We start from the raw sequence: 19,360 nt of genomic DNA, 5'->3' as shown, positions 1-19,360 counted from the left end.
GATAGGGTCCCAGCCCTGATCACAACCGGACACTGAAATGACTGTTTTCTCTGAAAATGAACGTGGCGTGCCTTCTTTCGCGCGCTTGAAACCCATCAGCCTGTTACCCAACGGGAGCCGATTTCAACCCCATACATTTGCCGATCAATGGTTAGCCCAATGGGGCCTCACCGGCGAGGCGCAGGTTCAGGTCACTTATCTGGAGGTCGAGACTGTTGATTCGGCCGCTGAACGCAAAACCGCCGCGGTGGCGTTGCGGGACGCCGTGACACAAGGCTTTCTGAGAGCCCATCAAAGCCGGGCTTCCTCCTCCGCCTTGTCCCCGCGAGAGGGCTGGGTTTATCCCCACCGAAGTCAGATGTCCCTGGACTTTTCGTCACTGCGGGCCAACGGTAAAGCACTCTCGCAAGACGTCCTGCAGCAATTGCGAGCCGGCATCGAGCCCGGTTATCAGGGCACTGGACAGCCCCTCATCACCGAGGTGGATGCTCACGGCAATCTGCTCGGCGCCCGTGAAAAAGAGCAGCTCCGGCAATTGGGGCTTCTGGATGCCAATCAGGTGAAGCTGGCCCGGTTGCTCGCCGCGCTTCCAACGTTCGACACGGTACTCAAGAGTCTGCTGGTCGGCAGAATCAAGGCAAAGCTTGCGCAAGGGAAATTCCGTGCCTCGGCGTTTGAGCACCTGGACCCGGATCACTGCTACGTGAACCACTTTAGCGTCGACTCGACGGGTAAGCGTGCGTTGATCTCCTCGCAGCGTTTTACCGACGTCATGTTGAGCTGCCTGACAACGGACACACGGCCCACCTACACGGTCGATGGCGTGGGATTCTTCAGTCGTGCGGATACGGTGGAAGAGGCTGACAGCCTATTTGTCAGCCCATTGGATCGGAAAACTGCAGCGATCATGGAGTCGGCATTCTATGTCGCTCAACCGGCCACCAACGAAAGTCTCAAGCGGCAGTTTCAGGATGACCTCCTTGCGTTTCGCACGGGTAAGTACGTAGCGGACTGGCTCGATACACCAAGCCCATCCACAGCTGAAGCGGCGCTTGCTTTTTTGCTGTCCCGGCGCTTCTTGTATTTGTTCGATCTGTACAAGGCTGATCGGGATCCGGCCCTCCAATTGACTCTGAGTGAGCGCAACCTGCAGAACGATGAGGATCGCCTGCTGGACCTCATCACGACCCATCCTCGCATGACGGACAGAAACCGCCTGTTGCGGGCGCCCATTCCCCATGTTTATGCCGTCATGCTCGACATGGGTGCCGCAGCGCCCCGCAAATGGCCCGCTGCAATGACCATCAAGCGGGCCGATCAGTCCGCATTGTTCCTGTACTCGCTGGAAGGAGGGATCCAGAAATTCCGTTCCTTCAAGGATCTGGTCAATAAGGTCAGCCCTGTCTATGAGGGACAAAAACGCAGGATTCGGGATATCGCCTCTGAATTGTCTGGACACGCCTTTGAAATCGCCGCAGATGACCTGCTGCGGTTTCAAAGTGCCGCGCTGGAAACGTTTCTGAATGCGCCTGTAAACGAAACACTCGCCTTGCCTGCCTTTGCCCTGAATGTCGAAAATGCGCTGGACCTGCCCATGCTGTCCCTTGCCGGGCCACTGGCTGCGCGCCAGGAAACCCTGGTTGAAGACAATCGCCCTGATTTCTTTAAAACGGCGACCTCTGCGGAAAAATCGCATTATCGCGGTCTGGAGCTGCTGGTATTGGAAGCCGCCTATAAATCGGCAGCCAGTGATATCCAGACGTTGTTGCAGTTCACCCGCCAGAAGATCAGGCAATATCTGCAAAGGGTCGTGCACGCGGACATAGACCCCGATCCGGACCTGTCCATGGTTACGTTTTTCTATGGGAAGAGGGCCAACCCGGGGCAGTCCCGTGTCAGCAGCCTGACCCAGTTGCTATTGGATAACCTGCGACCGTCTCAGCACCCGAATGCAATGAGGGAGGTACTGAGCGCTTACCTGATCGATTCCGACGGCGAACGTATCCGCAACCCGGCCAACGGCTATTTCATTACGTTGAGCGGGCGCGAACTGGCCAAGATGGTGACGAGCATCGATGCCGGTGGCAGTTATGAGGCCATGCTCAGGGAGCAAATGAATAAACCGGCCTACAAGAAGGCCTGGCAGACAGCGTACCTGGCCAATCTGAAATTCAAAGGCTATGAGGCCTCGCTCAAGGGCGACACAGTGTTCAAGGCCCTGGTGGTCGATAAGACCTTCAACCCACCCAAATCAACGAAGAAACTCGCCCTCTGGCTGGACACTGTCCTGAGCTCGCCGTCGGTAGAGGCCCGCGCCTCCGTCATGGGGCGCAGCGTGCATGTGTACGGTCTGATGTTGGGTGGAAGCATGGCCGTCGGCGGCCGACACGCCCATATGGGCAATGCGGTCAGCATCAATGGTGTGCTGGTGTTTTCCGATCAGGAAGGGCCGGATATCAAGGGCACCGTGGGGGTTTATTTTCCCGACAGTCCCGAGGGCGAGGACTTCCACGAGTTTGCCGATCTGAGCGAGGGCGTTGCCGAGCTGTTGTCACGGGAGGATTGGCAGGCGTATTTCCGTTCGCGTATCTCCACGCGTAACCCTTCCGAGATAAAACGCACGCTGGGGCAGCAAGGGGGGCGTCCGCTGATTCGCGGTTCGTTGATCACCGGCGATCTTCTTGAAGCCCTCCACCGGGCGCACATCAACTTTCACAGTGCCCATGCCGATCAGCGTTCCAACAGTAACCGCGATGTCCGTCATCAAACCTATGGCAGGTTCGGGCAGATGGCGATCGAGGTTGTCATGGAGTTGGCCGGTATGTTCCTGGCGCCGGGTTTCCAGATGCTCAAGAGCGCCGTCAAGACCGGCTTGCTGGTGTACAGGACCGGGGCTATTCCGCTGAACCTGAAGACTCTGGCGCTTGTGCATGCGGTAGCGAACCATGGCGGATCGCGTCTTGCCCGAGGCACCGTGCCCTCCCGGGGCCAATCTTTTTTCCGCGCGGTGACCGCGCGCCAGAGTCAGGATGAAGCGCTGTCCGGGTTGCCATTGGACATGGCGATCTATGCTCCTTATGCGGTGAAGGATGTCTCGGTGATCCGTGGGCTGACCGCGGACGCGCGAGGCTTTTATCGTGCCACGATCAGCAATGTGGCCACCGGCAGTGTGACGGCTCGCCCCGTGTATGTGCGACAACCCGACGGGACGGTGTTCCGTGTGCATGACCACACGAAGCTGGATGCAACCGAAGCCACCCTGGTCAACCCGATGACGGGGCTGGACATCCGCTCCAGTGGGGTGATGCGCAGCACCGTGGCGCGCATGTCCGATGGGCAGTGGCGTGCCGTGGGCTTTGGCCGGGGCGGCGGCAAACGGCCGGCGCAGACGCCTGCCCAACCGGGCCCGTCAAAGAAGCCTGCCCTATCGGTTTCCGCTGTTTCCAATTCGATACGCACGCCGGGCAGTTGGAACAATCGGATCATAGACCTGGTGCCGTCAATCATGACGCGCCTGGCGATCTGGCCACAAAACCGCAGCTTGCTGATCATTGATGAAATATCCGCACAACGTGCCTGGTCGGTGCGTTTTACCCCGGGGCAACATGAAACGATTTATCCGGTGGCCGAGCATCCGGATAGAGCAGATACAGATGTCGTTTTGAGACGAACCGGTCATGACCATTACAGTTTGCTCTTGGGTGAGCGCGTGGTGGATATCGATGCCGATGGTGATTGCCTATTCAAGGCCTTGGCGGCTGGGTTGAATGAAGGGCAGGCCCAGGAGACGTTCACGATGCAGGGGCTGCGCGATGCGGCAGCCGATCATGTCGATCTACATCCGGAGTTGAGTCAATACGTGGCGCCGCCAGTCTCCAGAGTGCAGCAAGCGCTCTTTGAAAATGCGCCATCGCTGGTCAATCTTCTGGACAATGCGGCGATGCTCGATCTCACCCGGATCGTCTACGGAACGCCCAACCCGCAGCGCTTGTTCCAACCGACCTTGGATTACTTGGACCTGCATGCAAACAGAACTGTTCGTATGGCAATTACTGGGGCGCCAGGGACTAAGTTACCCCCTGAGATCCTGCAGGAAGTCGGCCGCATGTTATCGCCCCGGCCCCCGGCAAATCTGGCGGCAGGCACCAGCGGCCCTTTTTCCGCGCAGGAAAAAGTCACCATGAAGCAACTGTTCGAGGACATTCTGCTGCCGCCTGTCGATGATCAGAACATTCTCCGGCTGCTCGATGACAAGTACCTGCTGGTTTCCAAAGACGTGGCCCATATCATGTTGGAGTATGGGGTCACCGCCCGGCAGTTGGTCGGTCATCATCCCCGCAATAGCCTGGCCTATGTCAGGCATGAGGAGGCACTGCACAATCATTTGGACCCGGATGAGCTTGAAAGGCTGCTGGACGGTGCCCGTCTCGTGGATCGCAATGATTTGGATGACGTAAAAGACCAGCTGATGCGCGTTCGGGACAAGTTCGTCGATGACGATGCTGAGCTGTTTGATCAGTTCATGTATGCCGACATGGTCGAGCGGACCGTTGATTTATTCAGAACGGCCCTTGGGCGCTTCCCTGATCTGCTGCGGCGGGCCAACATTATCCTGAGATCCCGCGTTATCGCTCACAACCTCGGTGGCATGTTGTCCGTGAGTGACGTCGCGAGGTGGATCCGTAATCCGGCGCTGTCCGACAGGCGCTTTGAACTCATTGCCGCGTATGCAGACGCCCGTTATGCCGAACTGGAGCGTACGGGACGCATCGACCTTGACTGGATGCAGGTGTTCAATGATCAGAACCTGCAAAACATTCTCGTTTATCGACTTAATTTGATGGCGTTCATGAAGTTCCTGGGCGGGGCGCGGAAGAACGTTGAGAGCATAGACGTACCTGCCGTCGCGAAGTTGTTTAGCCCTCCAGGGGAGTCGCCGTCCAATAACCGGGTGGCCATCTTGTTAAATACCCCGGGTTTAGTGGGAAACCTTATGCGTCTGCGAGCCGATTACGCCATGCAGATCTGGCTTGACCTGATTGGGCCGCATTTTAGCGATGCGACTATTCGGCAGGCGCTTGGACGACCGGGATCGCTGCGTTCTGGACTGGAATTTGGATTGGCATTAAGAGAAAGCCTGGGGGCAGAAGAAGCCCGTGCGAATCGAATCATCCAGACCCTGTTCGCCATCGGCCAACGACGGGCCCAGCTCTATCTCTACAACTTTAACTTCCCAGCTAACCGCTTGGGGCATAGCCGTCTGGATTTTGCCGTGTACCTGGAAAGTCATCTGAGCATCCCGCAATGGGCCTGGCAGTATGCACGACGGGGCGTAACTCCTGACTCGCTCAAGCAGTTTGGTGAGGTGAAGCGCAAGTCGGAGTGATTTGACGGTGGGCAGGCGACGAATGTGTCGACTGCCCACTAGCCATCGCGAGCAGGCTCGCTCCCACAAGGGATTGGCGGCGAATACAGATTCTGCATTCGCCCTGGGCTCCTGTGGGAGCGAGCCTGCTCGCGATAGCTGACTGTCAGGCGAAACAATTCAAGAGCGACACTCCACCAACCCAAGCACCTGCCCACCCGCGCTCTGGTTCTCCTCACTCAGCCAGCGCTCGAATCCTGCCCGGATCGCCGGCCACTCCGAATCCAGCATCGAGTACCACGCGGTGTCGCGGTTCTGGCCCTTGACCACCATATGCTGGCGGAACACCCCTTCAAAGCTGAAGCCCAGCCGCTCGGCAGCGTATTTGGAACGGGCATTGGCGTTGTTGCACTTCCACTCCAGGCGCCGATAACCCAGAGCGAAAGATTCCTTGGCCAACAGATAAATCGCCTCGGTGCTTTTCGGCGAGCGCTGCATCGGCGCGCCGAAGGTCACATGGCCGATCTCGATGCGGCCTTGTGCTGGCACGATCGACATCAGGCTGAGGATGCCCTGCACCTCGCCGCTGGCGCGGTCGATCACGCTGAAGAAGTACGGGTCGACGTTGGCGGCGTGATTGGCCAGCCACGCATCGAACGCACTGCGATCCTTGAACGGGCCGTAGGGCAAGTAATCCCAGAGTTTCGGGTCGGCACCGGGCCCTTCGAGGGCTTGCCACAGGCCGTCGGCATGGCGCGCCGGATCGAGTTTTTCCAGGCGGATGAAGCGCCCTTCGAGCAACTGCGTAGACGGCGCCGGAGCGCCTTTCCAATCGGCAGGGGAAATCGACATGCTGCGCTCCTTACAGGGCTTTGCGAAATTGAATGAAACCCGGGCGTTCGGCGATGCGCTCATAGAGCTGGATCGCCGTCGCGTTGGTTTCGTGGGTCAGCCAATGCACCTTGCAGCAACCATCGGCCTTGGCGGTGGTGTAGACAAATTCGATGAGCTGGCGACCGACCCCGGTGCCGCGGCTGTGCTCTGTCACCAGCAGGTCTTGCAGGTAGCAGGAGTTTTCGATGCTCCAGTTCGACCGGTGATAAATGAAGTGCACCAGGCCTACCGCCGTGTCGCCGTTCCAGGCGAGGGCGCCGTGGGTCGGCTCGCGATCATCGAGCAGGCGTTGCCAGGTGCTTTGGCTCACGGCCTGCGGCAGTTCGGTGTTGTAGAAACGCAGGTAGGCCTGCCACAACGGCAACCAGGCGGCGTGATCGTCAGCGCTGACGAGGCGGATCTGGGGATGGCTCATGTTCACTCCTTGGAGGATAGGTCATGCATCAGGTGTGCGAGGGCCTGGTCCTGCGGGTCCAGGCTGGCGGCAAGACCCTGGCGCACCCCGCTGATGTCCGCGGGGCTGCGGTTCTGGCTGAGTTTGCGTTTGCCTTCCAGGCGCTGGATGGGCAGGGTGAAACCGACGATGGCCTTGAGCATGCTGTCGATGTACTGCGCCGGTGCATCATCGATTTTCCAGGGCTGGGCGCGGCCGGCTTCGTGACGATCGGTCAGGGCGCCCACCAGGTTACGCAGGCGATGGGGATCGCTGAACACCTCTGCGCGGCCATAGGCGTGTACGGCCAGATAGTTCCAGGTCGGCACGACTTTGCCGTGTTCGGCCTTGCTGGGATAGAAACCGGGACTGACGTAGGCGTCGGCCCCGGCGAAAACCACCAATGCTTCGGCACCGGCTTCCAGGTCATGCCATTGTGGATTGGCCCGGGCCATGTGGCCGTAGAGGCTTCCGTTCGGGCCTTGTTGCGGGTCCAGCAACAACGGCAAATGACTGGCTTGCAAGCCGTATTCACCTTGAGTGATCAAGACGGCCAGGCGGCAATCACCCATCATGGCATGCAGTTGGGGCAGGTCTTCGACGACAAAGGCTTGTGGGTTGTACATGACGATTTTCCTTGGCGAATGCGAGCATCCTAGGCAGGCTATTGGTCTGTTGTAAGAGCCACTTATGACCAATTCGATAGGTCCATTTTCGAGGACTCTCATGAACAATGCCGTGCCGCCACTGTCGTTCAACCCCGCCGGCATTGAGCTGGACCGCCGTCAGGGGCTCAGTCGCCAGCTTTACCAGGCTTTGCGTATGCGGGTGCTGGATGGGCGGTTGGCCAGCGGTACGCGTCTGCCGGCCAGTCGCGATCTGGCGGCGGCCTTGGCGATTTCCCGCAATAGCGTGGTGCGGGCCTATGACCAGCTCTACGCCGAGGGTTTCATCGAAGGACGGGTCGGTGACGGCACTTATGTGGCAAAACTGTCGTCGACGGCCCTGCCGCTGAAAAACATATCCACAAAAGTATCCACAGGGTTTTCAACAGGCTTATCCACTGGTTTATCCACAGATTGGCTGGATTTACCTGTGGGTCCATCCAGTAAAGTTATCCACAGCGGTGCATTGGAACGGGTCGGAAAGCACCATTTGCCCCAACCACCCCTGGGTCCGCCAAGGGCATTTCGGGTCGGTGTTCCGGCGTTCGATCTGTTTCCTTTCGAGGTTTGGGCCAAGCTGAACGCGGCTTTCTGGCGCAAGCCGGATCTGCAACAACTGTGCTATGGCGATTCCCAAGGTGATGCGCGCTTGCGCGGTCTTATCGCAGCGTATCTGCGCAGCTCCCGAGGCCTGCACTGCACAGCTGAACAAATTGTGATCACCAGCGGAGCTCAGCAGGGCATTAGCCTTTGTGCACAGCTACTGGTGGACCCGGGTGACGTCGTGGCTGTGGAAAACCCCGGCTATCGCGCTGCCGGGCATGCGTTCTCGGTCGCCGGTGCCGAGGTCAGAGGGGTGCCCGTGGATGGCGATGGTCTGGATTGCGCGGCGCTGGGTACGTTGAACCACTGTCGGCTGGCTTATGTCACGCCGTCCCATCAGTACCCGACCGGGGTCGTCATGAGCCTTGCGCGGCGCTTGGAGCTGCTGACCTGGGCCGAGCGCAATAATGGCTGGATCGTCGAGGATGACTATGACGGCGAGTATCGCTACAGCGGTGCGCCGCTGGCGCCTCTGGCTGCACTGGATCGCCAGGGGCGGGTTCTTTATGTCGGGACGTTCGGCAAAGTCGCGTTCCCGGCCTTGCGCCTGGGTTATCTCGTGTTGCCACCCGGCCTGGTAGACGCCTTCGCCCGACGTCGCGCGGTGGATGTACGCCACTCTGAAGTCAGTACCCAGGCGGTGATGGCCGAATTCATGGCCGCCGGGCATTTCCAACGGCACATCAGGCGTATGCGCCGGGCCGCCCTGGCCCGGCGTGACGCGCTGCTGGCCGGCTGGCCGAAGGCGGTTCCAGGCGTTGGCGCCATGCCCACGGTGGTGGCGGGCCTGCACGTCACTGTGCCGGTGGACAGCGTCGAGCGTGAGCAAGAGCTGATAGCCCGAGCGACCCATGCCGGTGTCGAAATCAATGGCTTGAGTGGTTATTGGTTGCCCACCACAACGACGCCAGTGCGAGCCGGGCTGGTGCTGGGGTTCGCGGCCGTCCCGCCAGCAGCGATTGGCACCGCGCTGGCGAGCCTGGCCAAGGCCTGGAGAACAGGAGGCTGAGCGCCTGGCACAATCCCTGTGGGAGCGAGCCTGCTCGCGAAGACGTGGGCGCATCCAACATGGCGGCTGGCTGATCCACCGCTTTCGCGAGCAAGCCCGCTCCCACAGATTCAGATCCTGACCGTTATGAGGGCCGCTTTGGAAAGAACACTTCCCTGGCCTGATCCACCGCAATTTCGCTGCGGTAAAGATCGATCAATTGACGCTGGGTGAGATCCTGGGTGGCGTCGGCGCGTGCTCCCTTGTTGACTTGTTCCGGTGTTTTCAAGCGACCGGAAAGGTAGGCGTGGGCGGGGACCCAGTCGGTGGAGTAACGGAAATCGGCAAACCAAAGCGTTTTGTTTTCCTTCACGTCCCTGATCTCATACCGGTCGAGATAGCCGCGAAGAGGGCCTTTGTTTTTTTGTCGGTTCTTTAGTTTGGTGATGGAAATACGGTTGCGGCTTTTAAGCCAAATGACGCCATCCATGGTCGGAGGGCGATGTTTGATGACATTCAGTACGGCATCGAAGGCTTCCTCGTACAGGGCCTTCGCTTGCGTCTTGAGTGCCATGCGCAGGGCTTCGGCGGTACGCTTTTGTTTTACTGACACTTCAACGGTTTCGTTCGAGGCACTGTCCACTGCCTTTTTGATTGCAATGCCGACTTTCTCCATCCTGTTTGCATGGGCGTTCAGGATCATTCCGAGACCGGTGGGCGATCGGCCTGGCGCATTCATGTGCTCCTCGACCTGCGCCTGGAACGCCTCCAGCCCATCGATCAGGGCTTGGCCCTTTGCGAGGCTGGTTGCCAGTGGCGGGACGATCTGCGGCGTGTCGGCGAGCGCATGGGGCACCCACTCACCGGTTCCCTTGCGGTGGAAGGTGGCGATGATCTTGTCCGTGACCGGGTTCTTCACATCGACCCAATCGGTTTCTTCCTGCATTTTCGTTAAACGAGGCTCACCACTGACAAGGCCCCAAAAGCGTGCCCTGATGAACTTCTTCCTGAACCTGGGGCGTGGCTCGTAAGGGTTGCCCATGCTGCGCCGGTTGCTTCTCTCATCCAGGGCCTGGGCCAAATGTTGCAGTGCCCGTTTTTTCAGGCCGCCGATCTGCTTGTTCAGCCGATTGAGTTCGGCCGGCCGGGCGCTGTCCTTGTATTCAGTGCCCACGTATTCGAGTTGTTCTTCAAGGGCGGTGAACTGTTCGGTGAGACTGCCAAATGCATCGATTTGCTCATCCAGCCGGATCACGCTGCGTTCCTCAATGGTGTCGTGCAGGCTTTGGAAGGCGATCGTGGCGCTATCAACCAGTTGGTTAATGACCGCCCAACCTTCGGGCACTGTATTGATGCTGTCGAGCGACAGGCAGAGGTGGCGATACATGTCCAACTGGATAAGACGAATACCGTCGCTCTTGTAGGTCGGCATTCTTCCACGGTGTTGCCGGATAAACTCAAAACCTTCACGCCCCAGTATCTTGAGCCTGGAAAAACGGGTCTCCATGTAATCCAGGCGCTCGTTCATGTCCTCGCCGACCCGGATCATGCTTTCGGCTGCATCGACGTGCTGCTGCTCCACGACCGCGACGCCGGTGGTGGCCATGTCCATGGCTGTTCTCAGGGCAGGGGTAAACCGCTCTTTCAGCGCGTCTATCTCTTCGAACGTGAAGTTGATCTGTGCGTTCAGGTAGCCAAGCCTGGCTTTAGGCGCGTCGGGTCTTGATTGGAAGACGGGCCATTGCGTCAGTATGTTCAGCGCTTCTTCATAGCTTTCGCGCTGGGTTTTCAAGGTGCTCAAGTAAACGTTGCGCTTGGTCTCCTTGGCGGAGCCCGAGGCGCTGTTCAATTCTTGTGCATTCATTGTCAGCAGTGCCTGGTGCTCCGGTTTTTTTTCTTCGAAGCGGTTCAGTTCGGCCAGCAGTTGAACGCTGCGGCGGTGAGTGTCGGCGATGACTTTTTCCATCGCACCTTTTGAGCCCGTTCCGCGCAGGCGCAAACGGATGTCGATATGCCAATTGCCGTGTACATCCAGCCTCAGGGGAGGGCCCAGGCGCGAGGGATTCTTCCCGTCGACGACGCAGACCTTATCGCCCACCATCAGCACGTTGAACCATTTTTCTCCCACTTTGGCGTACCACCGCCCCTGTCGTTGATAGAGCCCTTTGGACATGCCATCGGTATGGGCCTGCCCTGGTGTTTCGGGCGCGTCGACACTGAAACTCTCAAGGAGCTTGGCACCCTCTCCCGATTTGCCTGTCAAGGCACCGCTGGAATGGATGGACTCATAGTGTTCGGGGTGCGGTTGCTTAGCGGTGGAAGGCGCGAGTTTTTCGATAATGAGCTTGGGTTTAACCAGCTTGACCGGCTCCTCTAACACCTCCGGCGCCGCTGCCCTGCGACTGCGTGTGCCTTCTCTGGCATGGTCGATAGCGTGGGTGGTGATCGCCATGGCCAGGTTCAGCAGCAGGTCGACGAATGCCTCCCATGTGGCTTGGTCGTTGGCGTGTTCGCTGTCCTGCATCAGCGTTTCAATGTCATCCAGAATTTGCCAGAGCCAGACGGCGGTGCCCACGGCAGCGCCCAGATAAGGCAGGGCCAGGTTGAAAATCAGCCAGCCTGCCTGCTTGAACGTACTCCAGCGGGTTTCGCTGTTGGAGACCGATTGCCGGTCTGCAAGCTCGACCAGGGCATTGGCATTGGCCTTGAACAACAGTGGCAGGAAATCGGGGCCCAGGGTTTTTTCGCTCAAACCGACGGGGGCGCTATCGAGCCATGATGTAAAAGGGTCCGTCGCAAACTCAACGATGACCCAGGGTGAGGGCAGCGGGCCCGAGAAAATGTATCGGCTGTAATTACTGCGCACCTCATCGGGCAGCCAGGCCAGGACCGATTGGCGCAATTCAGGGATTTGCCTGATCGCATACAACAGGTTGCTGGAGGAGGGGTACTGGCACAACTGCGGCTCAAGCAGCGGTCGATAAAGCAGGCAGGGACCGGCGTCTGGATTCTTCGGACCGATCACGAACATGTTGGTCACGATGTCTTCCGAGGGGATCAGTTTCTGTTGGGATATGAAGGCCAGCCTGCGCAAGACGATGGGTTGTCCGTCGACCTTGCGATCGGCTTCCTCCGGTTCCATCAGTGCGGCGACATAACGGTAACCCCGTTCGTCGATGTTCCCACGCCCTCGGATCTTTCCCTCCAGCGCCAGCATGGGCAGTTGAATGCGCAACTGGGAGGTGTACAACTCTTCGCGGCGGGCCGATTCGGTCGGATCGTCGAGCAGTTTGCTCTTCACCAGATCGGGATAGACGCGACCGATATCGATTTTGGTGATCAGGGTTTCGATGTAGTCGGTCGTCATCCAGGTGGGCAACACCTTGCCGGTGAGGGACCTGACGGTTTTGTTGCCCAGGGGCAGTGCAATCAGGTTTTGCAAGGCCAGCTCAACGAGATTGAACCGGGTGGTCTCGAATTTGCCCGGAACGATAAAAGACCCCCAGGCCACGAGGCTGCGAATCTGGATCTCGATTTTTTCCGGATCGAGTGTCGCAGCGTCGGCATGGTCCGCTTGCATCTGCTTCTTGAGGGCGTTCAAGGCAAACTCCTTGATAGGAGCAATATCGTCCAGGTAGGTCTTGCCGGCATGGGAACTGCTCAACGCCGAAAGGTTTTTCATGTGCTGGGCGAACAGAATCTGATCGGATATCGACGCTGCCAGCAGCCAGTCGGGGATCTTTTTATCGAACCAGGTCGCGCCAAGACCTTTTTCTGCGTCCAGCCCGCTGGTCACTGGCTGGTCGTCTTCGATGGATGCAACTTTTTTCAGAAAGCTGGAGGAACCGAGGATCTTGACCTGCATGGCGATCAGGCCGCAGGCCTTTTGATCGAAGATGTTGCCGGTGGGCTCATACAGCCGCCACTGGATTTTCTTGCGGAACGTGGTGTCCAGTTGCGTCGGGAGAAATTGCCCCAGCGCCTGCTGTGAATCGAATTTTTTATAGCTGTCGCGCAGCGAGTACGTAAGGATGACCTCTTTACTGGCGATGGTTCCGATCAGTACCACCAACGAATTTTCGTTCAGGCGGCTCACTTTGGTCCCGTCAACTTCATCGATGTCGATCAGGTACGCGTGAGTGTCGTAGCGATCATGTTGCTTGCGGTCCTCCGGGTTGGGGTAAAGGAACAATTGCCTGGCCATGTCGCATTCGGTCGTGGTCCAGCCATTGACCTCTTTGACGTCCCAGATCTTGCGCAGCGTTCTGGAGAGCTCATGCCAGCGTGGGCCGGATGTGCCCACTGGCGCGTTCCAGTACGCCAGTTGTTGTTCCTGGCAGGCGGACAACATGACGGGCTCCAGTTCGTTGATCAGGGCTCCGATCTGTTCGATACGTACCGGCAGATGCACCTCCGGGGTGCTGATCGGTAGCTGAGTCAAAAAGTGCACGCCTTCAATCAGCATGGTCGAATCGCTCACGCCTACTCGTTCGGCCACCATATCGCTGAGGGTTTCGTAACGGGTGGGCAGTTCCAGGATTTCGCCGTCGACAATGTCCCAGCGAGGCTCGCCAACGACTGTGTTGAGCGGATCGAGGTCCAGTGTCGGATACATTTTCTTGAGGGCCCTGCGCAGGAGCACGGCGGCAACTTCCGGGGAGGTGGGCCCCGCGAGTAGCTGGTTGAGCACAGCATTCTTGAGACTGGCTTCAGGTGTTGTGTTCGTGGTTGTAGAGGTTTTTTTCATCTGACGCTCCCTGTCTTGCGATAGGTGGAATCCCCGTCGCTGAATGCTTCGGGGATTCCATGCTAGGGAGGTACAAGACAGGGAAGGTGGTAACTATGTATAGGCCGCCTCACTATGCCTGGGTGGGAATAAATCCCCTTGCCACAGGTGCCTTACTGCCCGGATTTGATCCGGGTCCAGGCCCGTGTCCGCGCGCGCTCGGCATCCCGGGGCAAGGGTTGCAGGGTATACAGCGTGGCCATCGCCGCCTCGGTCGGATACAGGTTGGGATTGTTGCGGATCGCCGGGTCGACCATGTCCGTGGCGTCCTTGTTCGGGTTTGGATAGCCGACAAAATCGCTGACCGGTGCGATCACCTCCGGTTGCAGCAAGTAGTTGATAAAGGTGTAGGCGTCGTCCGGGTTTTTCGCCCCTTTAGGGATGGCGAGCATGTCGAACCAGATTGGCGCGCCTTCCTTGGGCAGGCGCATGTCCACGGTCACGCCGTTCTTGGCATCCTTGGCGCGGTTGGCCGCCTGGGAGAAGCTGCCGGAGTAACCGACCGCCACGCAGATATCGCCGTTGGCGATGTCAGCCATGTACTTGGACGAGTGGAAATAGGTGATGTGCGGGCGGATCTTCATCAGCAGCGCTTCGGCCTTGGCATAGTCCGCCGGTTGCTTGCTGTTGGGGTCCAGGCCCAGGTGCTGCAAGGCCAGGGGCAGGATCTCCGACGGTGAGTCGAGCAGCGCCACGCCACACTGCTTGAGCTTGCTGATGTTCTCTTCCTTGAAGATCAGGTCCCAGCTGTCCACCGGCGCGTTGCCACCCAGGGCAGCTTTGATTTTGTCCGGGTTGAAACCGATCAGGATGGTGCCGTACATGTAGGGCACGGCGAATTTGTTGCCGGGGTCGTTGGCTTCGATCAGCTTCATCAGCTTGGGATCGAGGTGGTTCCAGTTTGGCAGTTTGCTGCGGTCCAGGGGCTGGAACACCCCGGCCTCGATCTGCTTGGCCAGGAACACGTTGGACGGCACCACCACGTCGTAGCCGGAATTGCCGGTCAGCAGCTTGGCCTCCAGCGCTTCGTTGGTGTCGAAGATGTCGTAGACCAGTTTGACCTGGCTGTTCTGCGCCTTGAAGTCGTCCAGGGCCTTGGGCGTAATGTAGTCGAACCAGTTGTAGACACGCAGGGTGCGCTCTTCGGCCTGGGCAGCGCCGCACAGCAGCGCGGCGCACAGGCTGGGAACCATCAAACGCTTGAGTCTGTTCATGCTGTTATTTCCTCATTGGGCGCTTTGAAAACCTTCGAGAACGTTCACGGCATTGATGCCGATTTCTGCCACCGCGTAGCCGCCTTCCATCACAAACAGGGTCGGTTTGCCGAGCGCCGCGATGCGTTTGCCCATCGCCAGGTAATCCGGGCTATCGAGCTTGAACTGCGAGATCGGGTCGTCCTTGAAGGTGTCCACGCCCAGGGACACGACGATGACATCGGCGTCGTAGCCTTGGATTTGCCCGCAGGCCTGCTCCAGCGCGGCGCTCCAAGTGTCCCAGCCTGAGCCGGCCGGCAAAGGATAGTTGAAGTTGAAGCCCTCACCGGCGGCTTCACCGTACTCGTCGGCGTAGCCAAGGAAGAATGGAAACTCGGCTTCCGGGTGGCCGTGGATCGAAGCGAACAGCACGTCGCTGCGCTCGTAGAAAATCGACTGGGTGCCGTTGCCGTGGTGGTAATCGACATCGAGGATCGCGACCTTCTTATGGCCCTGGTCGAGAAACGCCTGGGCGGCGATGGCGGCGTTGTTGAGGTAGCAATAGCCGCCCATCAAGTCGCCGGCGGCGTGGTGCCCCGGCGGGCGACACAGCGCAAAGGCACTGCGGGCGCCGCGCTGGATCTCGGCCTGGGCGGTGAGGGCGACTTGCGCGGCGCTGTAGGCTGCCTGCCAAGTGCCGGCGGTAATCGGCGCGCCGGCGTCGAAACTGTAATAACCCAACTGGCCGTGCAGGCTCGTGGGTATGACCGTGCGAAAGGTCCGCGCCGGCCAGGTGAAGGGCAACAAATCGCCCTCGCGGTTGTACTTGGCCCAGCGGTCCCAAGCACCTTTGAAAAATTCCAGATACGCCGCGCTGTGGATGCGCTGGATCGGCCCCAGGCCAAAATCCTGCGGCGCCTCCACCGGCCCCAGTCCCCGCGCCTTGACCCGCTCCAACACATGATCGGCCCGGGACGGCATCTCGAAGCAGGGCATCAATTGCCCGTCCATCAACTCGCAACGCCCGTGGTGCAGGTGGTGATCGTCGGAATAGATCGTCAGCATTTTTTTGTTCTCCGCAAGGCTGGTCGGTTTGAACACAGTCTTGCGGCGTGCGGCGTTTCAGAGAACGGCAGGAGAGGCCAAAAGGGGATCGAAATGGCCAAAAGGTTTGACCGTAAATCGCCCCTTGTTGGCGCGGGTGTGCGAGGGGTTGGGGCATGGAGCCCCTGTGGGAGCGAGCCTGCTCGCGAAGGCGGCAGCACATTACACCTGATCTGAAGGCATACACGGCATGTGGCGAGGGAGCTTGCTCCCGCTCGGCGGCGTAGCCGTCGTAAACCGGCTGATGCGATTTGTCTGGAGAATGCGTCAGCCTGTTTTGGGGCGGCTTCGCCACCCAGCGGGAGCAAGCTCCCTCGCCACGGGGTTGATGGTGTAACGGCTAGCGTGGCTCGACGTTATCCAGCGCTCGGTTCGCCAGCATTGAACTCAGTTCGATCAGTTGCTGGATGCCGAGGAGGAAGTGGCGGTGCGAGCCTTCCAGATCGAAAGCCAACTCGTTGACCATCGCGTCGGCAGAAGCCAGAGTTTCGCTGAGGTTGGCCAGCAGGCATTCGTTGTCGAGGCCTTTTACGACGGAGAATAGCTGGCCGGGTTGGATGGTTTCCGCGGGTTTTGCTGGTTTGGCCGCCAGGTAATAGTCCAATGCGCGTTTGGAGGCTTCGTCGAGCTTTTTTGCGTTGAGACCGTCCAAGTAGGGGGAGTTGGGATCTGCTTCTGCTGGGTTTGGTTTGATCTTGAACATAGTGAAGCTCCTTTCACGTGAGGAACTTTCGTCAACAGGGCCGCCAAACCCGTTCGCTGGTGTCAGCGACAGGGAGACGATAGGTGGTGAGGGCAAGGCGCACAAGCAGGCGGATTCTGGCGTAGTTGTAGGCAACTGCGCAGGGTTGCGTGGGGTGGTGGAAGTGTGACGGCGGGTGGGTAAACAGAGCTTCGTGTCGCTCTGCGATTCGTGGCGAGGGAGCTTGCTCCCGCTCGGCGGCGCAGCCGTCGTAGACCGGTTGTTGCGGTCTACCTGGCGTCAGCCTTTAGGACGCCGGATGTGTCTGAGCGGACGCCATCGCGGGCAAGCCTTGCTCCCACAGGGTTAGGTGTTGTGCGTGAAAGCGGCGATTCCCGAAGGTTCAGGACCTGAACTGACTCGGCGCCACCCCACTCCAGCGCACAAAGGCATGTCGAAAACTGGCGGTTTCGCTGAAACCGAGCATTTCGGCAATCTGATAGATCGGCAATTTATCCTCGCACAGCATCTGCTTGGCCCGTTCGAAGCGCAGTTCGTCGAGCAGTTCCTGATAGCTGCAGCCCATATTTTTGAGGTGACGACGCAAGGTGCGCGACGAGCAGTTCATTTGTTCTGCCAAGCCTTCCAGGCCGGGAGCGGCGTTCAATTGTGCACTGAGCAGTTGGCGAATCCGCCCCAGCCAGGCCTGGCGACCGGTGAACTCGGTGTTCTGCCGACGGCAACGTTCGGCCATGGCGTGGTGGGTGATGAGGTCGGCCAGGGGCAGTGGTTGTTCCAGCCAGTGACGGTCGAAGGCGAACGCGTTGTCGACGCTGTCGAAACGCACCGGGCAGTCGAAGAGCGCTGCGTAGCGCGCCTGGTAATCGGGCGCCGAATGTTCGAAGCGCGCCGCGCGCAGAGGCAGCGTCTGGCCGAGCAGGTCGTTGCAGATGACTTTGAGCGAAACCATGCAGAACTCGGCGTTGAACACCGCCAGGGCCGGGTTCTCCCGATAATCGCTGGCGCTGAGCCAGACCGTTTCATGGCCTTCTTCCAGGTGCAGGTCGAAGAGTGTTCCCAATAGCGCCGGATAGCGCAGCGCCAAACGCAAAGCGTCACCCAAAGTGGCACTGCTGAGTAGGGCATACCCCAGCATCCCGTAGGACGACACGTGCATGCGCAAGCCCAGTTCCAGGCCGATGTCGCGCTTGAGGGCCACGGCATTGGCGCAGACCTGCATCTCCTGATTGGTGGTGATGCGCGTGTCGGCCCGGCTCAGATCCGCCGCGCTGATGCCGCTGCCGGTCAGCAATGCATCACTGGGCAGGCCTTCGTGCTTGAAGGTATTGAGTACCAGGGAGACGGCGTTGAGTGTGGTCAGGTGGGAGTGCAGCATGTTCGTTTCCGGCCGGAGGAGGCTGGAAATGGAGCAAGTTGTATGCCGAACGAAGATTGCCAGGCTTGAGCGAACCCCTGTGGGAGCGAGCTTGCTCGCGATAGCGGTGGAACATTCAATATTGATGCTGAATGAAAGTCAGCCATCGCGAGCAAGCTCGCTCCCACAGGTTTTGCCGGGTGTCAGCTCAACTCGCCACACAGATCCAGCTCAACCAGCCGCCGAACCTCATCCACCGGCAGCCCAGCGCCAATCAACGCCTGCAACTTGCCGAATGCCGCCTCACGGGTCATGCCGCCACCGGACAGCACGCCGACGCCACGCAAGCGACTGCCGGCCTCGTACACGTCCAGCTCGACGCCACCTTCATGGCATTGGGTCACTGCCACCACGACCACGCCGCTGTCCCGCGCCCGCTCGAGGCTGGCGAGGAAGGCCGGGTTGTCGCTCGGGCCGGTGCCGCTGCCGTAGCATTCCAGCACCAGGCCCTGGATGCCGCTGCCCAGCAGGCCATCGAGAATTTCGGCGCTGATGCCGGGAAACAGCGGCAGCGCCGCGACGTTCGCCAGTTGCTTGGGCTGGTCGTAATTGAGCTGTGCCGGCAGCGAGGTTGCCTTGATGCCACCGCCCTGACGCTCCAGGCGTTTGAACGGATGGCGACCGAAGCTGCGCACCTTGGCGCAACGGGTCGGGGCCAACAGCTCGCCGTGGAAATACAGATGCACACCCGGCGCCAGCCCCTGGCCGAGGGCGACCAGCGCGCCACTGAGGTTTTCCCAGGCATCGCTGTCGGTCACGCCGGCGGGCAACATGGAGCCGGTGAAACACACCCGCGCATGCAGGCCGAGTAACTGGAAGCTCATGGCGGCCGCGCTGTAGGCCAGCGTATCGGTGCCGTGCAGGATCAATACGCTGTCGCAGCCTTGCACATCCACGGCGTCGACCACTGCTTCGCGCAGTTGCTGCCAGTAGGCCGGGGTCATGTTGGCGCTGTCGATCAGCGGCGACATTTCCCGGAAACGCCATTGCGGGATGACGAGTTCGGGTTGGCTGTGCAGGTAATCGCGCATCCGTGCTTCGAAACCGGATGCCGGGGCCAGGCCATGGGCGCTGGCCTGCATGCCGATGGTGCCACCGGTGTAGAGCACCATGACGTGCTGGGCGGCAGGGTAGGTCGAGAAATTCATGGGTGTTCTCCGAGGACGAAAGCGACAGCTCATCGGGCTGTCACAACATAAGGTCGAGCATGAC

Annotated in this window: 11 protein-coding genes; 2 read left to right on the top strand and 9 right to left on the bottom strand. The window is 59.5% G+C overall.

The window, feature by feature from the left end; translation table 11 throughout:
- Positions 1 to 37: 37 nt before the first annotated feature.
- Positions 38 to 5,386, top strand: a complete 5,349-nt coding sequence (locus GKKCFE_RS25565) for a dermonecrotic toxin domain-containing protein (RefSeq protein ID WP_445577256.1) — start codon at positions 38 to 40, stop codon at positions 5,384 to 5,386.
- Between the two features lie 159 nt (positions 5,387 to 5,545).
- On the opposite strand, the gene GKKCFE_RS25560 is transcribed toward GKKCFE_RS25565, so the two are convergent.
- Genes GKKCFE_RS25560 through GKKCFE_RS25550 form a run of 3 tightly spaced genes read right to left on the bottom strand, consistent with a single transcriptional unit; the run spans position 5,546 to position 7,318 of the window.
- Positions 5,546 to 6,217: a GNAT family N-acetyltransferase gene (locus tag GKKCFE_RS25560; RefSeq protein ID WP_445577255.1), complete on the bottom strand. Its 672-nt coding sequence runs from the start codon at positions 6,215 to 6,217 to the stop codon at positions 5,546 to 5,548.
- 10 nt (positions 6,218 to 6,227) lie between these two features.
- Positions 6,228 to 6,674: a GNAT family N-acetyltransferase gene (locus GKKCFE_RS25555; protein WP_281459698.1), complete on the bottom strand. Its 447-nt coding sequence runs from the start codon at positions 6,672 to 6,674 to the stop codon at positions 6,228 to 6,230.
- A 2-nt stretch (positions 6,675 to 6,676) separates the two neighbouring features.
- Positions 6,677 to 7,318, bottom strand: a complete 642-nt coding sequence (locus GKKCFE_RS25550) for an FMN-binding negative transcriptional regulator (RefSeq protein WP_445577254.1) — start codon at positions 7,316 to 7,318, stop codon at positions 6,677 to 6,679.
- 100 nt (positions 7,319 to 7,418) lie between these two features.
- Between GKKCFE_RS25550 and pdxR the strand changes: the two genes are divergently transcribed.
- Complete coding sequence (pdxR, locus tag GKKCFE_RS25545; RefSeq protein ID WP_047226709.1) at positions 7,419 to 8,969, top strand: MocR-like pyridoxine biosynthesis transcription factor PdxR; 1,551 nt, start codon at positions 7,419 to 7,421, stop codon at positions 8,967 to 8,969.
- Between the two features lie 124 nt (positions 8,970 to 9,093).
- On the opposite strand, the gene GKKCFE_RS25540 is transcribed toward pdxR, so the two are convergent.
- The 6 genes from GKKCFE_RS25540 to GKKCFE_RS25515 all read right to left on the bottom strand — a co-directional run bounded on the left by GKKCFE_RS25540 (position 9,094) and on the right by GKKCFE_RS25515 (position 19,296).
- Positions 9,094 to 13,695, bottom strand: a complete 4,602-nt coding sequence (locus GKKCFE_RS25540) for a dermonecrotic toxin domain-containing protein (RefSeq protein WP_445577253.1) — start codon at positions 13,693 to 13,695, stop codon at positions 9,094 to 9,096.
- A 152-nt stretch (positions 13,696 to 13,847) separates the two neighbouring features.
- A complete protein-coding gene (locus GKKCFE_RS25535) occupies positions 13,848 to 14,948 on the bottom strand; it encodes a polyamine ABC transporter substrate-binding protein (protein ID WP_445577252.1) in 1,101 nt (366 codons plus the stop codon).
- A 12-nt stretch (positions 14,949 to 14,960) separates the two neighbouring features.
- Complete coding sequence (locus GKKCFE_RS25530; RefSeq protein WP_188251876.1) at positions 14,961 to 15,992, bottom strand: histone deacetylase family protein; 1,032 nt, start codon at positions 15,990 to 15,992, stop codon at positions 14,961 to 14,963.
- Between the two features lie 379 nt (positions 15,993 to 16,371).
- Positions 16,372 to 16,734: a DUF6124 family protein gene (locus tag GKKCFE_RS25525; RefSeq protein WP_445577251.1), complete on the bottom strand. Its 363-nt coding sequence runs from the start codon at positions 16,732 to 16,734 to the stop codon at positions 16,372 to 16,374.
- Between the two features lie 382 nt (positions 16,735 to 17,116).
- A complete protein-coding gene (locus tag GKKCFE_RS25520; RefSeq protein WP_445577250.1) occupies positions 17,117 to 18,109 on the bottom strand; it encodes an AraC family transcriptional regulator in 993 nt (330 codons plus the stop codon).
- A 182-nt stretch (positions 18,110 to 18,291) separates the two neighbouring features.
- Positions 18,292 to 19,296, bottom strand: a complete 1,005-nt coding sequence (locus tag GKKCFE_RS25515; RefSeq protein ID WP_139048659.1) for an asparaginase — start codon at positions 19,294 to 19,296, stop codon at positions 18,292 to 18,294.
- Positions 19,297 to 19,360: the final 64 nt, after the last annotated feature.

The sequence above is a fragment of the Pseudomonas sp. E141 genome, from assembly GCF_052659885.1.
The sequence above is the reverse complement of the archived record's forward strand: the minus strand, read 5'-3'. Positions and strand labels throughout refer to the sequence as shown.

Coding starts and splice junctions, on each gene's coding strand:
- GKKCFE_RS25565 (WP_445577256.1), top strand. CDS start 38: ATGACTGTTTTCTCTGAAAATGAACGTGGCGTGCCTTCTTTCGCGCGC.
- GKKCFE_RS25560 (WP_445577255.1), bottom strand. CDS start 6,217: ATGTCGATTTCCCCTGCCGATTGGAAAGGCGCTCCGGCGCCGTCTACG.
- GKKCFE_RS25555 (WP_281459698.1), bottom strand. CDS start 6,674: ATGAGCCATCCCCAGATCCGCCTCGTCAGCGCTGACGATCACGCCGCC.
- GKKCFE_RS25550 (WP_445577254.1), bottom strand. CDS start 7,318: ATGTACAACCCACAAGCCTTTGTCGTCGAAGACCTGCCCCAACTGCAT.
- pdxR (WP_047226709.1), top strand. CDS start 7,419: ATGAACAATGCCGTGCCGCCACTGTCGTTCAACCCCGCCGGCATTGAG.
- GKKCFE_RS25540 (WP_445577253.1), bottom strand. CDS start 13,695: ATGAAAAAAACCTCTACAACCACGAACACAACACCTGAAGCCAGTCTC.
- GKKCFE_RS25535 (WP_445577252.1), bottom strand. CDS start 14,948: ATGAACAGACTCAAGCGTTTGATGGTTCCCAGCCTGTGCGCCGCGCTG.
- GKKCFE_RS25530 (WP_188251876.1), bottom strand. CDS start 15,992: ATGCTGACGATCTATTCCGACGATCACCACCTGCACCACGGGCGTTGC.
- GKKCFE_RS25525 (WP_445577251.1), bottom strand. CDS start 16,734: ATGTTCAAGATCAAACCAAACCCAGCAGAAGCAGATCCCAACTCCCCC.
- GKKCFE_RS25520 (WP_445577250.1), bottom strand. CDS start 18,109: ATGCTGCACTCCCACCTGACCACACTCAACGCCGTCTCCCTGGTACTC.
- GKKCFE_RS25515 (WP_139048659.1), bottom strand. CDS start 19,296: ATGAATTTCTCGACCTACCCTGCCGCCCAGCACGTCATGGTGCTCTAC.